The organism is Luedemannella helvata (assembly GCF_039528415.1).
In the GTDB taxonomy this organism is placed as follows: Bacteria; Actinomycetota; Actinomycetes; order Mycobacteriales; family Micromonosporaceae; genus Luedemannella; species Luedemannella helvata.
Map to the genome: position 1 here is coordinate 89890 of NZ_BAAALS010000014.1, position 13196 is coordinate 103085.

General features: G+C 72.5%; 12 protein-coding genes. 8 read left to right on the forward strand and 4 right to left on the reverse strand.

Annotated elements, in window-relative coordinates:
• The first annotated feature begins 100 nt into the window (after positions 1-100).
• Together smc and ABD191_RS15790 are read left to right on the forward strand one after the other, a co-directional pair.
• Positions 101-3682, forward strand: coding sequence for a chromosome segregation protein SMC (smc, locus tag ABD191_RS15785; protein WP_344082222.1), 3582 nt, complete (start codon positions 101-103; stop codon positions 3680-3682).
• Positions 3679-4299 carry an HAD family hydrolase gene (locus ABD191_RS15790; protein ID WP_344082224.1) on the forward strand — a complete coding sequence of 207 codons (621 nt, stop codon included), beginning with the start codon at positions 3679-3681 and terminating at the stop codon, positions 4297-4299. Before smc ends, ABD191_RS15790 begins: the two co-directional genes overlap by 4 nt.
• Before the next feature lie 148 nt (positions 4300-4447).
• On the opposite strand, the gene ABD191_RS15795 is transcribed toward ABD191_RS15790, so the two are convergent.
• Both ABD191_RS15795 and ABD191_RS15800 read right to left on the reverse strand, forming a co-directional pair.
• Positions 4448-4972, reverse strand: coding sequence for a hypothetical protein (locus ABD191_RS15795; protein ID WP_344082226.1), 525 nt, complete (start codon positions 4970-4972; stop codon positions 4448-4450).
• Between the two features lie 37 nt (positions 4973-5009).
• The gene (locus tag ABD191_RS15800) at positions 5010-5531 is read right to left on the reverse strand and encodes a DinB family protein (RefSeq protein ID WP_344082363.1); all 522 of its coding nucleotides are present in this window, start codon (positions 5529-5531) and stop codon (positions 5010-5012) included.
• A gap of 101 nt (positions 5532-5632) precedes the next feature.
• Here ABD191_RS15800 and ftsY point away from each other — a divergent pair, with 101 nt between their 5' ends.
• The 4 genes from ftsY to ABD191_RS15820 all read left to right on the forward strand — a co-directional run bounded on the left by ftsY (position 5633) and on the right by ABD191_RS15820 (position 8834).
• Positions 5633-6823: a signal recognition particle-docking protein FtsY gene (gene ftsY / locus ABD191_RS15805; RefSeq protein ID WP_344082228.1), complete on the forward strand. Its 1191-nt coding sequence runs from the start codon at positions 5633-5635 to the stop codon at positions 6821-6823.
• A gap of 99 nt (positions 6824-6922) precedes the next feature.
• Complete coding sequence (locus ABD191_RS15810; RefSeq protein ID WP_344082230.1) at positions 6923-7711, forward strand: aminoglycoside phosphotransferase family protein; 789 nt, start codon at positions 6923-6925, stop codon at positions 7709-7711.
• A gap of 54 nt (positions 7712-7765) precedes the next feature.
• Positions 7766-8200, forward strand: a complete 435-nt coding sequence (locus ABD191_RS15815; RefSeq protein WP_344082232.1) for a hypothetical protein — start codon at positions 7766-7768, stop codon at positions 8198-8200.
• A gap of 52 nt (positions 8201-8252) precedes the next feature.
• Positions 8253-8834, forward strand: coding sequence for a DUF305 domain-containing protein (locus tag ABD191_RS15820; RefSeq protein WP_344082234.1), 582 nt, complete (start codon positions 8253-8255; stop codon positions 8832-8834).
• Positions 8835-8894: 60 nt separating this feature from the next.
• Here the strand turns inward: ABD191_RS15820 and ABD191_RS15825 are convergent, their stop codons facing one another.
• Both ABD191_RS15825 and ABD191_RS15830 read right to left on the reverse strand, forming a co-directional pair.
• Positions 8895-10487, reverse strand: coding sequence for an MFS transporter (locus ABD191_RS15825; protein WP_344082236.1), 1593 nt, complete (start codon positions 10485-10487; stop codon positions 8895-8897).
• On the reverse strand, positions 10477-11169 hold the full coding sequence (locus tag ABD191_RS15830; RefSeq protein ID WP_344082238.1) for an LppX_LprAFG lipoprotein: 693 nt from the start codon (positions 11167-11169) through the stop codon (positions 10477-10479). Before ABD191_RS15830 ends, ABD191_RS15825 begins: the two co-directional genes overlap by 11 nt.
• Positions 11170-11394: 225 nt before the next feature.
• Between ABD191_RS15830 and ABD191_RS15835 the strand changes: the two genes are divergently transcribed.
• Together ABD191_RS15835 and ABD191_RS15840 are read left to right on the forward strand one after the other, a co-directional pair.
• Complete coding sequence (locus tag ABD191_RS15835) at positions 11395-12789, forward strand: ammonium transporter (protein WP_344082240.1); 1395 nt, start codon at positions 11395-11397, stop codon at positions 12787-12789.
• 36 nt (positions 12790-12825) lie between these two features.
• Positions 12826-13164, forward strand: a complete 339-nt coding sequence (locus tag ABD191_RS15840) for a P-II family nitrogen regulator (protein ID WP_344082242.1) — start codon at positions 12826-12828, stop codon at positions 13162-13164.
• The last annotated feature ends 32 nt before the right edge of the window (positions 13165-13196 follow it).

Here is a 13196-nt window from a genome sequence, read left to right on the forward strand (position 1 = left end):
CGTTGAAGATTGCGCGCCGACCCCGATGTCGGCGCGCTTCCTTTTGCCCTCCTCGGGGTACTCTGCCGAGAGGTCGGACAGCTACCACCCACGGAGACCCGTGCATCTCAAGAGCCTGACGGTGAAGGGCTTCAAATCCTTCGCCTCCGCGACGACGCTGAAACTGGAGCCCGGCATCACCTGCGTGGTGGGGCCGAACGGCTCCGGCAAGTCCAACGTCGTCGACGCGATCTCCTGGGTGCTCGGCGAGCAGGGCGCCAAGGCACTGCGCGGCGGCAAAATGGAGGACGTGATCTTCGCGGGCACGTCCGGGCGCGCCCCGCTCGGCCGCGCCGAGGTCACCCTCACGATCGACAACACCGACGGCGCTCTGCCCATCGACTACACCGAGGTCTCGATCACCCGCCGGATGTTCCGCTCCGGCGAGAGCGAGTACGAGATCAACGGCAACGGGTGCCGCCTGCTGGACATTCAGGAGCTGCTCTCCGACTCCGGCATCGGCCGGGAGATGCACGTCATCGTGGGTCAGGGCCAGCTCGACGCGGTCCTGCACGCCAAGCCGGAGGACCGGCGCGCCTTCATCGAGGAGGCGGCGGGCGTCCTCAAGCACCGCAAGCGCAAGGAAAAGGCGCTGCGCAAGCTCGACGCGATGCAGACCAACCTCAACCGGCTCACCGACCTGACCGCCGAGCTGCGCCGCCAGCTCAAGCCGCTGGGCCGCCAGGCCGAGGTGGCCCGCCGGGCCGCCGGCATCCAGGCCGACCTGCGCGACGCGAAGCTGCGCCTGCTCGCCGACGACTACATCTCCCTGCGCACCACGGTCGACCGGGAGGTCGCCGACGAGGCCGCGCTGCGGGCCCGCCGCGAGGAGGTGGAGGCCGCCCACGCCGAGGTGCAGGAGCGCCTCGCCGAACTGGAGGCGGCCCTCGCCGAGGACGCGCCCGTGCTGGCCAGGGCGCAGGACACCCACTTCCAGCTCGCCACCCTCCAGGAGCGGCTGCGCGCCACCCATCAGCTGGCCGACGAGCGGCTGCGCAACCTCAGCACGGCCGTCGACGACGAGCGGCCGGGCCGCGATCCCGAGCAGCTGCTCGCCGAGGCCGAGGAGGCCCGCGAGCAGGAGGAGGAGCTGCGCGCCGCGCTGGAGACGCATCAGGAACGCCTCGACGAGGCCGTCGCCAAGCGCCAGCAGCTGGAGCGCCGCCTGGCCGAGGCCGAAAAGGCGCTCGTCGTTGCCGTGAAGGCGATCGCCGACAAGCGGGAGGGCCTGGCCAAGCTGGCCGGGCAGGTGAACGCGATGCGCACCCGCTCGCACGCGGCGGCCGACGAGATCGCCCGGTTCACCGCGTCGCTGGGCGAGGCGATGGAGCGCGCCGAGGCCGCCCAGGAGGCGTACGAGGTGGCGCAGGAGGGCGCCTCGGAGGCCGACCGGGGCGACGTGGCGCTCGACAACGCCCACGCCGAGGCGCAGCGCCGGGCTGAGGAGATCAACGCGCGGATCCGGCGGCTGTCCGATGAGGAGCGGGCCGCCGAGAAGGACGCGACCCAGTGGAAGGCGCGCGAGGAGGCCCTCGCGATCGGCCTCAAGCGCAAGGACGGGGCGGGCGCTCTGCTCGCCCGGGCTGAGAAGGTCCCCGGCCTGCTCGGCAGCGTCGCCGCGCTGCTCACGGTCGAGCCGGGCCACGAGGCGGCGCTGGCCGCCGCGCTCGGCCTGCTCGCCGACGCGGTCGCCGTGTCCACCCTGGACGGCGCGCAGAGCGCCGTCGAGCTGCTCAAGACCGAGGACGCCGGCCGCGCTGCCCTGCTCGTCGCCGGCGCGGGCGCGGCCGACGCCGCGCCCGGGTGGCGACGCCCGGACATGGCGCTGCCCGAAGGTTCGCGCTGGGCGCTCGATGTCGTCCGCGCCCCGGCGACGCTGCGGGCGGCGGTGACCGGCCTGCTCGGCGATGTCGTGTTCACCCCCGACGTCGCTGCCGCCCGTACTCTGCTGGGTTATGCGCCGAACCTGCGCGCGGTGACCGCCGAGGGAGACGTCCTCGGGGTGCGCGAGGTCGTCGGCGGGTCGTGCCGGCAGCAGAGCTTCATCGAGGTGCAGGCGGCGGTGGAGGAGGCGCGTCAGCGCCGCGCCGAGGCCGAGCAGCTCCAGGCGGAACTCAAGGAGCAGCTGGCCGAGGTGCGGGAGGAGGCCGCCGAGGCCAAGGAGGCCGTCACCCGGGCCGCCGCCGCGAAGCGGGCCGCCGAGGGCGAGCGCAATGCCGCCGCCCGTCAGCTCGCCGAGCTGGGTGCCGCCGCCCGCAGCGCGCAGGCCGAGGCCGACCGCATCGTGCAGGCCCGGCAGAAGGCCGAGGAGGCACGCGACCGCGACCTCGCCGGCCTCGCCGAGCTGGAGGAGCGGCTGCGCATCGCCGAGGACACCCCCACGGACGAGGACCCGTCGACGGCCGAACGCGACGAGCTGTCCGCGGCCGTGCCGGCCGCCCGGCAGCAGGAGATCGAGGTACGGCTCGCCGTGCGAACGGCCGAGGAGCGCGTCGCCGCGATCACCGGTCGGGCCGACGCCCTCATCCGGCAGGCGCACAACGAGCGGCAGGCGCGCGAGCGCACCGCCGCCCGCCGCGCCGCCCGGGCCCGGGGCGCCCTCATCGCGAAGGCCGTGGTGCTCGGCGCGGACGTGGCCCTGCGGCAGGCGGGCCGCGCGTTGGCGGCGGCGGCCGCGCACCGCGATGCCGTCGCGCAGGCCAGGTCCGCCCGCGAAAACGAACTCACCGGGGTACGGGCGGCAGCGCGCGAACACGCCGTCGAGCTGGAGCGGCTGACCTCCAAGGTGCACCGCGACGAGGTGGCCCGCGCCGAGCAGCGGCTGCGCATCGAGGCGCTGGAGAACCGCGCCGCCGAGGAGTACGGCCTGGACGCCGAGACCCTCGTCGCCGAGTACGGCCCGGAGCAGCTCGTCCCGCCGACCCCGCACGACCTCGCGACCGCCGAGGCGGCCGGCAAGCCGGCCCCGGAGCCCATCCCGTTCGACCGGGCCACGCAGGAGAAGCGGGCCGCCAAGGCCGACCGGGAGCTGGCCCTGCTCGGCAAGGTGAACCCGCTCGCGCTGGAGGAGTTCGCCGCGCTGGAGGAGCGCTTCAAGTTCCTCTCCGACCAGCTGGAGGACCTCAAGGCCACCCGGCGCGACCTGCTCACGGTCGTCAAGGACGTGGACGACCGGATCCTGGAGGTGTTCGCCTCCGCGTTCGCCGACACGGCCCGCGAGTTCGAGCAGGTCTTTCCGGTGCTGTTCCCGGGCGGCGAGGGCCGCATCATCCTCACCGACCCGGAGAACCTGCTCACGACCGGCGTCGAGGTCGAGGCCCGCCCGCCCGGCAAGAAGATCAAGCGGCTGTCGCTGCTGTCCGGCGGCGAGCGCTCGCTCACGGCCGTGGCGCTGCTCGTGGCGATCTTCCGGGCGCGGCCCAGCCCGTTCTACATCATGGACGAGGTCGAGGCGGCGCTCGACGACGTGAACCTCGGCCGCCTGATCACGTTGCTGGCCCAGCTCCGCGAGAAGAGCCAGCTGATCATCATCACGCACCAGAAGCGCACGATGGAGATCGCCGACGCGCTCTACGGCGTGACCATGAAGGCCGGCGTGACCCAGGTCATCAGCCAGCGGTTGCGCGAGGACGATGAGTCGTGAAGCCCCGCCCCGACGCCCTCGTCCTCGACCTGGACGGGGTGCTGCGCCACTTCGACCCTGCCGTACGCGCGCCGCTGGAGGCCGCCGCCAGCCTCGACGCGGGCACGATCCTCGCCGTCGCGTTCGACCATCGCGTGCTCAACCCGGTGCTTGTCGGTAAGCAGAGCCACGAGGAGTGGGCCGGCACGATCGCCGAGGAGCTGACCCACCAGCACCAGCTCGACCCGGACGCCGCCCGCGCGCTCGTGACCGAGTGGATGGCGTACCGGGGCGAGATCGACCCGGACGTGCTCCGCTTCGTCGCCGAGGTGCGCGCGGCGGGGGTACCCGTGGCTCTTGCCACGAACGCGACCTCGCGGCTCGACGCGGACCTGGAGCTGCTCGGCGTCGCCGACGCGTTCGACGTGGTCGTGAACTCGTCCGTCGTGGGTGCGCACAAGCCCAGCAGGGAGTTCTTCGCGATCGTGTGCGACGCGCTGCGCCGGTCGCCCGCTCACTGCCTGTTCGTCGATGACGACGACCGCAATGTGCGCGGCGCCCGGGCGGCGGGGCTGTCCGCCTACCGGTGGAACGGCGTCGCCGACCTCCCCTACCTGCGGGCGGCGCTGGGCCTCTAGCGTGGGGAGGGCCCCGCGGGTGCTGTGAACCGCTGCGGTACCCAGGGCTACCAGGCCGGTTCAAGGCTCCGGACGCCTTGAGCGTCCGCGCGGCTCGGGCGCGTTGGCAGCGTTCCCGGCGACCCGCTCGCGCACGGGTGTTGTGGGGCTAGCGCGCCACGTAGACGGCCAGCGCCCAGGAGGCGGGGGAGTCCGCCGGGGCGTCGGCGCGCGTGTCCAGCTCGGTCCAGGTGAGCCGCAGCCGGTCGCCCTCGCGGGGCAGCCAGCCGGGGTCGATGGTCGTCGTCAGGTCCGGCGGCCGGCCCGCGAAGCAGTGGAGCACGTCGGCGCCGTTCGTCTCCGGGACGTTCCTCCCGTCGACGTAGCTGGTCGGCACGTCGAGGAGCAGCGCGGAGTTGGCGTGGCTGCCGTGGAGCCGGGCCAGCGTGCACGATCCGCGGACGACGATCGGGCGCGTGGTCACCGGGATCCGGACGGTCACGGAGTCGCGGAAGACCGTCCGGAACGTGATCAGCTCGGCCCGGTCGTAGACCACGCCGTTCTCGGTGATCGACGCCGGCATCGCCTCGGTCGAGGCGCCCGGCAGCAGTACGAACGCCGCGCCGAGGCAGGTCACCACCAGGGCCGGCAGGGCGGCCGCCACCCCGACCAGCCATCGACGTTTCCGGATCATGCCGTCCGATGGTAGGGCGCGGCGGCGGGCCGGCGCGTCAGTCGCCCGTACTGCCGTCGATGCGCTCCCGGATGAGGTCGGCATGGCCGTTGTGGCGGGCGTACTCCTCGATCATGTGCACGTACACCCACCGCAGGCTGATCGGCTTCCCGGACCGGGGGGACGGGAACGTGTGCTCCAACGGCAGGCCGGCGGCCGCCTCGTCGGCGAGGTCGCACTCGCGGCGGAACGCGGCGAAGTCCGCCTCCGCGGACGCCGGGGTGCCGTCCGTGAGATCGGCGTCGTCGTTGTCGGGTGTGAGGAACAGCGGGCCGACGTCCTGGCCGGCGCTGCGTATGCGGAACCACACGCGCTCCACCTCCGCCATGTGGCGGACGAGCCCGAGCAGGGTGAGGTTGGAGGGCTCGACCGAGGCGAGCGCCAGCTGCTCGCCGGTCAGGCCGGCGCACTTCCACAGCAGGGTGTCGCGCTGCCAGGTGAGCCAGCCCTCCAGCATGGCGCGTTCGTCGGCGACGAGGGGTTCGTTGCGGCGCTCGACCGGCGGCGCGGTCCAGGGGATGTCGGCAGGCATGACCCCATCCTGCCCTGCCCGGGTGACGCGCGCCCCGCCGCGCGACGGCGCATGCCGGTTGGGCCGGAGCGTCTGTCAGGATTTCCCCCATGGACACGCAGTCGTGGATCGTACTTGTGATCTTCCTCGCCCTGATGGCCTCGGCGTTCCTGCTGCCCGCGTTGCGGCGCCAGCGCCGGGAACGGCTGCGGGAGCGCGACGACGCCACGCTGACGACCGCGCCGCCCGCCGAGGTCGAGGAGGCGCAGGCGCCCGAGGCCGGCACGGTACCGGCGCCGACCCGACCGGTCTCGCCGGCGCCCGCCCCGCCGCCGGTGGAGACCGCGCCGGCGCTGGAGAAGCCCGAGCCGACCGCCGGCCGCCTCGTGCGCCTGCGCGCCCGGCTGTCCCGGTCGCAGAACGCGCTGGGCAAGGGGCTGCTCGCGCTGCTGTCGCGCGACAAGCTCGACGACGACACATGGGACGAGGTCGAGGACACCCTCATCACCGCCGACGTGGGCGTGGAGGCGACCCGCGAGATCGTCGGCAAGCTGCGTGAGCAGGCCCGCGTCCAGGGCACCGCGACGGCCGCCGACCTGCGCGCCATGCTGGCAAGCCAGCTGCTCGCCGCGCTGGACCCCGGCATGGACCGGGGCCTGAAGGCCACGCCGCACCGCGACTCGGCGGACGGCCGCCCGGCGGTCGTCCTCGTCGTGGGCGTCAACGGCGCGGGCAAGACCACCACCTGCGGCAAGATCGCCCGCGTTCTCATCGCGGACGGGCACTCCGTCGTGCTCGGCGCGGCCGACACCTTCCGGGCCGCTGCCGCCGACCAGCTCGCCACCTGGGGCAGCCGGGTCGGCGCTGAGGTCGTGCGCGGGCCGGAGGGCGGCGACCCGGCCGCGGTCGCGTTCGACGCGGTGAAGCGGGGCACGGAGAGCGGCGTGGACACTGTGCTGATCGACACGGCCGGCCGGCTGCAGAACAAGGTCGGCCTCATGGACGAGCTGGGGAAGGTCAAGCGGGTCGTCAGCCGCCAGGGGCCGGTCGACGAGACCCTGCTCATCCTCGACGCCACCACCGGTCAGAACGGCCTTGAGCAGGCACGCGTGTTCACCGAGGTGGTCGACGTGACCGGCGTCGTGCTGACGAAACTGGACGGTACCGCAAAGGGTGGCATCGTCATCGCCGTACAGCGCAAGCTCGGCATTCCGGTTAAACTGGTCGGCCTCGGGGAGGGTCCGGACGACCTGGCCCCCTTCGAGCCCGCGGCGTTCGTGGACGCACTCCTCGCGGAGTGAGGCATGCCATGCGTCGGACCGCCCGCTGGTGGGTACCGACTAGATTGGTCAGACCCGGGCGGCTCGCCGCACGGTGGGCGCGGGGAGGGGCGTCGAACCTTGGTGCAGCAGGAGATCCCGCTCCTGGGCGGGAACACGAGCACGGTCGTGCGCGTCGGGGACACGGTACGCCGCAACGCGGGCCCGTGGACGCCCGCCGTGCACTCGTTGCTGCATCACCTGGAGCGCGTCGGGTTCACCGGCGCCCCCCGGGCGCTCGGCATGGACGAGCGCGGCCGCGAGGTGCTCTCCTACCTGGAGGGCGAGTGCGGGTCGTACCCCCTGCAGCCGCACTGGGTCACCGATGAGGCCCTCGTCGCGGTCGCCACGATGCTGCGCCGCTTCCACGACGCCCAGTACGGCTTCCGCCCGCCGCCCGGGGCGGTGTGGCGCTCGTTCGGCCCTCCGCCCCCCGGCACCGAGGTCATCTGCCACCACGACGCCGCCCCGCACAACGTCATCTGGCGCCCCGACGACACCATCGCGCTGATCGACTTCGACCTGGCCTCGCCGGGCGCGCGCATCTACGACGTCGCGTACGCGGCCTGGACCTGGGTGCCGTTGTTCTCCGACAACGACTCCGTGACGCTCGGCTGGCACAGCCCGGACCGGCCCCGCCGGCTGCGCCTGTTCGCCAACGCGTACGGCCTGATCCCCCGCGACCGGCACCGCCTGGTCGGCGCCATCCGCGCCCGGATCATCGACCACGTCGAGGGCATCCGCCGCATGGCGGCCGCGGGCGAACCCGCGTTCGTCCGGATCGTCCACAAGGGCCACCTGCGCCGCCCGATGCGCGACCTGCGACTCATTGACCATGAGCGCTACGCCCTGGAAGCGGCGCTGCGCTGACCTACCCGCCTCCGGGTGACGAGGGCGGCGGCGGGCGTGGGTTAGCGTGAACCGGTGGTCGTGATGGCGGCGCTTCGCGGGCGGGTGGCCCGCTTCGTGCTGCTGTGCTGCACGGCGCTGGGTGTCTCCGCGATGCACACGATGGGCCACCACGGCCCCGACCACCTGGCCGCCGGTCATCTCGGCGCCCCACACTCCGCCCCCCACGCCGGCGCGGTCCCCGACGGTGCCGTTGTCCCACCGGCGGGCGAGGGCACCCTGGCGCGCGACGCGCCCGGGCCTCGGGACGGCCTGCCGGCATGGAGCGTCTGCCTCGCCGTTCTCGCGGCTGTCGGGTTGGCCGTCCTGGCGGCGTTGGTGGTGCGCGGCGCGCGGCAGGTGGCGCCCGAGGCGCCGTCCCCTGCCGCCGGCCGGGCCCGACCGGCCCGGGGGCCGCCCGGCCGAGGATGCGGCCTCCGGCTGGCAACCGTCGCGGTGATGCGTACGTAGGACAGCCCGCGCGTCCTGTCCTCGTACCCATTTCCAGAAAGGTTTGTCAGAAATGTCCCGATTTCGTACTGCCGCCGTGCTCGCGGCGCTCGCGCTCGTCCTGGGTGGTTGCGCGGGCGACCACAGCGGGATGCCGCACATGTCAGGTCCGTCGGTGATCGCGTCGGACGGCGCCGTGGTGGCCAACCAGGAGGACGTCATGTTCGCCCAGATGATGATCCCGCACCACCAGCAGGCCGTGGAAATGTCCGACCTCGCGCCCGGCCGGGCCAGCGACCCGGAGCTGTCGAGCCTGGCCGCGCAGATCAGGGCGGCCCAGGCGCCGGAGATCGCCACGATGTCCGGCTGGCTGACGGCGTGGGGCCGGCCGACGCACATGCCCGCCACCATGGGCCACGGCATGCCGGGCATGGTGAGCGCGGCCGACATGGCGAAGCTGCGGGCGGCGAGCGGCCGGGAGTTCGACCGGCTCTACGCCACGCTGATGATCGCCCATCACGAGGGCGCCATCGACATGGCCGAGACCGAACTCGCCGGCGGCGCCAACGCGGACGCGAAGGCCCTCGCCCAGCAGATCATCACCAGCCAGCAGGCGGAGATCGCCACGATGCGGGCGATGCTCCAGCGCCTGTAGCGCGCGACGCGTCCCGGGCCGGCCGTGAGCCGGCCCGGGACGCGGCCGCCATGAGCGGCGCTACGGCGACGGTTCGGCGGCCGCCGCCCGGTCCGACAGGCACAGGCCGAGCAGAGCGCCCACCGCACACACCACCGCGGTGACGGCGAAGATCTCCGAGTACTCCGTGCGGAGCGCGGCGTTGAGCGCCACCGCGTAGGCCTCCGACTGGCGTTGGAACTCCTCGCGGGTCACCCCGAACGGCAGCGGTGTGGCCAGGTCGGCGGTCAGCTCCTTGAACCGGTGCAGCCCCCACGCGGTGAGCGCGGCGACGCCGATGAGCATGCCCATCATGCGCGCGAGCACGATGGCCGCCGAGGCGGTGCCGTGCCGGGCGGCGGGGGCGAGCCGTAGCACCACGGACGACAGTGGCGCGATCACCAGGCCCAGGCCGAGGCCCGCCAGGACGAGATCGGTGTCCAGCCGGGGCAGGCTCACGAACCCCAGGTCGTACCGTGCGGCCAGCACGTCGCCCGGCCACCGCGACATCAGGGCGTACGCCGCGGCGGCCGCGCCCAGCCCGCCGAACGTCACCCAGCGCTCGCCCGCCCTGGGCGCGAGCCACCCGCCGATGACCGCGCCGACGGGCAGTGCCGCCAGGAACCGGACCAGCACGAGCGTCGCGCCGGTCGAGTCCAGCCGCAGGGCGGTCTGTGCCACGAGTTCCACGTCGACGAGCGTGACCATGAGGGCCGTGCCGGCCGCGAAGCTGGCGCCCAGTGCGGCGAGGAACGGCCCGCGCGCGACCCCGGTCGGGTCGAACAGGCGCGCCCGCCCGGTGCGGCCGGCGAACACCTCCCAGGCGAGGAACGCGAGGAACGCGACCCCGGCGGCGGCCAGCGTGGCCGGACCCCACGGCGGCAGTACGGCGTGCTCCGGGTCGGGGTTGTGCAGGCCGACCACGAGCAGGCCGAGGGCCCCCGCGAGGAGCAGCCCGCCGACGACATCGACGCCGGACGCCGGGCGGACTCCCGGGACGCCGGCACCGTCCGCGCTCGCGGGCGGCGCGCTGCCGGACGTACCCCGGAAGGGTCTGAGGGCGAAATGGACCGCGACCATCGCGATCACCGTGAGCGGCACGTTGATCCAGAAGATGCCGCGCCAGCCCAGCCAGGCCGCCACGCCCGCGCCGTAGAGAGGGCCGAGCACGCTGCCCAGCTCCTGCGCGGCCCCGACCACCCCGAGGGTGACGGAGCGCGACGCGGCGGCGAACAGATCGCCCACCAGCGCCATCGTGACGGGCAGCAGGGCACCGCCGGCCAGGCCCTGGATGGCCCGGCCGGCGACGAGCAGGCCGACGCTCGGGGCGAGCGCGGTGAGCGCCGAGCCGATGGCGAAGCCGGCCAGGCACACCTGGATGAGCGGGCGGCGGCCGTAGCGGTCGGACAGGCTGCCCAGCAGCGGCATGCCGGCGACGTAGCCGAGCAGGTAGCCCGTGACGACCGGGGTGATCCGCTCCAGGTGGTTGACCGGGACGCTGAGATCCTTGGCCAGGGTGACGAGGATCGTCACGACGACGTACGCGTCGAGGGCGGCGAGCAGCACGGCGGCGCCGGTGACGCCGATGGCCGTCCGCCGCCCCGCGCGCGGGGCCGCGACCAGGTCAGGGAGCACTGATCGTGGCCCCGGAGTTGATCTGGTCGACGGTGATCGTGACGGTGGCGGGCTTGTCCGTGCCGGGCACGACGAACGCGGCCTTGCGCAGTGTCGAGTCGGCGGTGTCGAGCCACACGTGGCCGGTGATCCCGGTGCCGATGCCGGGCAGGAGCTGGGCCATGGCGGCGTCGGCGAAGGCGGCCGAGACCTTGTAGGTCTCCTTGCCGTAAATGGTCTCCTTGCCCTGGGTGGCGCCGTTGGTGGCTGTGGCCAGCACGTTCGCGACCCCGCGGTCGGGGTCGAGCACGGCGGCCGGGTCGAAGACGCCGGTCAGCTGGCTCATCGGCTGAGTGGCCCAGCCGCCCGTGGGGCCCTTGAGATAGGCGGTCTTGTTCACGATGACGAAGGAAAGCTCGACCAGGAGGCCGAACTGTTCCAACTGAACGGTGCCCTTGGCATCGCCCGCACGGGTAAGCACGCCGTCCGCCTTCTTCATCGGCAGGTCCGGCAGGGTGCCGTCCACGGTGATGACGACGTGGGCGTCGGTCACCTCCTTCATCTTGGCGGAGGCCTTCGTGAGCAGCTCAGATCCGGCCGGCAGGGAGGTGGCAGGCGCTTCCTTCTTGGGGCCGCAGCCCACGGCGGCGAGTACGGCGAGGAGCGCGGTCACGGTGGTGAGGAGGACCCGGGGTCGTGGCATGACCGCGATGCTAGTGCGGCCGGTAAACCCTCTCCATGGTCACGTGAATGACCCCTGACCCCGACAGGTGTGTCGGCCTTCACACGTACGAAACACACGGTGACTGTCTGGAAACCTATCGGGGACCTTGCGCGAAACAGCGGTACGCGACGCTTCCCGCCATCCGACGTACCGGCATCGCTGCCAGCGTCGGAAGGGAGGAAACTCAATCCAAGGAGGGGCAGCGTGCTCCTGCTCGCTGAAGCACCGACGATCGACACAGGTAACTCTGCCTGGCTGTTGGTATCGTCTGCACTCGTTTTGCTCATGACGCCGGGGCTGGCTTTCTTCTACGGTGGCCTGAACCGGTCCAAGAGCGTGCTCAACATGATGATGATGAGCTTCTCGTCCATCGGGCTCATCTCCGTGCTCTGGCTCCTGTACGGCTTCTCGCTCGCCTTCGGCAGCAACGACGGTGAGGGCCTCAACAAGTTCATCGGTAGCTTCACCCAGTACACCGGCGACAAGACCGACACGATCTTCGCCGAGATCTGGGGCACCACCGGCATCCCGGTCTACGCGTTCATGGGCTTCCAGATGATGTTCGCCATCATCACGGTCGCCCTGATCAGCGGCGCGATGTCGGACCGGACGAAGTTCGCCGGCTGGCTCGTGTTCGCGTTCGGCTGGTTCACCCTCGTGTACGTGCCGGTCGCCCACTGGGTCTGGGGCGGCGGCTTCATCGGCGCCGAGATCCACGCGCTGGACTTCGCCGGTGGCACGGCGGTCCACATCAACGCCGGTGCGGCGGCCCTGGCCGTGGCGCTCGTGCTCGGTAAGCGCGTCGGCTGGCCGAAGGAGAGCTTCAAGCCGCACAACGTGCCGTTCGTGGCCCTCGGCGCCGGCCTGCTGTGGTTCGGCTGGTTCGGCTTCAACGCCGGCTCCGAGCTGACGGTCGACGGCACCACCGCGGTCGCCTTCGTCAACACGCAGGTCGCCACGGCTGCCGCGCTGCTCGGCTGGATCCTGGTCGAGTGGATCCGCGACGGCAAGCCGACCCTCGTCGGCGCCTCCTCCGGCGCGGTCGCGGGTCTGGTCGCCATCACCCCGGCCTGTGGCTTCATCTCGCCGGTCTACGCCGTGGTGCTCGGCATCGTGGCCGGTGCGGTCTGCTCGCTGGCCGTGGCGCTGAAGTACAAGCTGGGCTTCGACGACTCGCTCGACGTGGTCGCGGTCCACTTCGTCGGTGGCTGGATCGGCTCGCTGGCGCTGGGCTTCTTCGCCAACGACGCCGTCAACGGCGCGATCACCGACGCGCTGGGCGCCGACAACGGCCTGTTCTACGGCGGCGGCGGCGCGCAGCTGCTGCGGCAGTTCGAGGCCAGCGGCATCGTCACGGTGTACTCGTTCGTGATCGCGGCGGTCCTCGCCCTGGCGGTCAAGTACACGATCGGGTTCCGGGTCTCGGCGGAGGCCGAGGTCGAGGGCATCGACGTGGCCGAGCACGCGGAGAGCGCGTACGACACCTCGCCGGCCGGCGGCGGCAGCAGTGCCGGCGCCTTCGCCCTCGCGGGCATCTCCCCCTCCGGGGCAGCTCCGGAGTCTTCGGCGGATACCCCCGCCGAAAAGGTTGCAGGCTAAGGTCGACGGAGCGTCCTCGAAATGGAGGGGTTGAGCATGAAGCTGGTGACCGCGGTCATCAAGCCGCACCAGCTCGATGCGGTCAAGGAGGCTCTGCACGCCATGGGCGTGGCGGGCATGACCGTCAGCGAGGTTCAGGGATACGGGCGGCAGAAGGGCCACACCGAGGTGTACCGGGGTGCCGAGTACACGGTGGAGTTCCTGCCCAAGATCCGGGTTGAGGTCCTCATCGACGAGATCGATGTGGAGAAGGTCGTTGACGCCGTGGTCAGCGCCTCCCGTACTGGCAAGATCGGCGACGGCAAGGTCTGGGTGTCCTCGGTGGACGAGGTGATCCGGGTCCGCACCGGCGAGCGCGGGCTCGACGCGCTCTAGCCCTGACCATTCTTGATCATGGATATGGAGAC

Coding starts and splice junctions, on each gene's coding strand:
- ABD191_RS15795 (WP_344082226.1), bottom strand. CDS start 4,972: ATGATCCGGAAACGTCGATGGCTGGTCGGGGTGGCGGCCGCCCTGCCG.
- ftsY (WP_344082228.1), top strand. CDS start 5,633: ATGGACACGCAGTCGTGGATCGTACTTGTGATCTTCCTCGCCCTGATG.
- ABD191_RS15820 (WP_344082234.1), top strand. CDS start 8,253: ATGTCCCGATTTCGTACTGCCGCCGTGCTCGCGGCGCTCGCGCTCGTC.
- ABD191_RS15830 (WP_344082238.1), bottom strand. CDS start 11,169: ATGCCACGACCCCGGGTCCTCCTCACCACCGTGACCGCGCTCCTCGCC.
- ABD191_RS15840 (WP_344082242.1), top strand. CDS start 12,826: ATGAAGCTGGTGACCGCGGTCATCAAGCCGCACCAGCTCGATGCGGTC.